1 pseudogene is annotated in these 314 nt (G+C 74.5%); it reads right to left on the reverse strand.

Annotated features, from left to right (window positions below):
- Window positions 1-314 (reverse strand): annotated as a pseudogene (locus JHD82_RS30170) (tripartite tricarboxylate transporter substrate-binding protein); the annotation flags it as partial.

Raw genomic sequence — 314 nt, forward strand, 5'->3', positions numbered from 1 at the left:
GTTCATGGCCGGGCCTGCGCCCTTGTAGGGCACGGTGGTGAGCTTGACGCCCGCCTGGTGCATGAACAGCATGCCGCACAGCTGGGAGACGGCGCCGATGCCGGCATTGGCCAGCGAGACCTTCTCCCTGTCTCTTATACACATCTGACGCTGCCGACGAAATGCGAACAGTGTAGATCTCGGTGGTCGCCGGATCAGTAAAAAGGGGGGGGGGGGGGGGGGGGGGGGGGGGGGGGGGGGGGGGGGGGGGGGGGGGGGGGGGGGGGGGGGGGGGGGGGGGGGGGGGGGGGGGGGGGGGGGGGGGGGGGGGGGGG

The organism is Delftia sp. ASV31 (genome assembly GCF_016428765.1).
Lineage (GTDB): Bacteria > Pseudomonadota > Gammaproteobacteria > Burkholderiales > Burkholderiaceae_C > Comamonas > Comamonas acidovorans.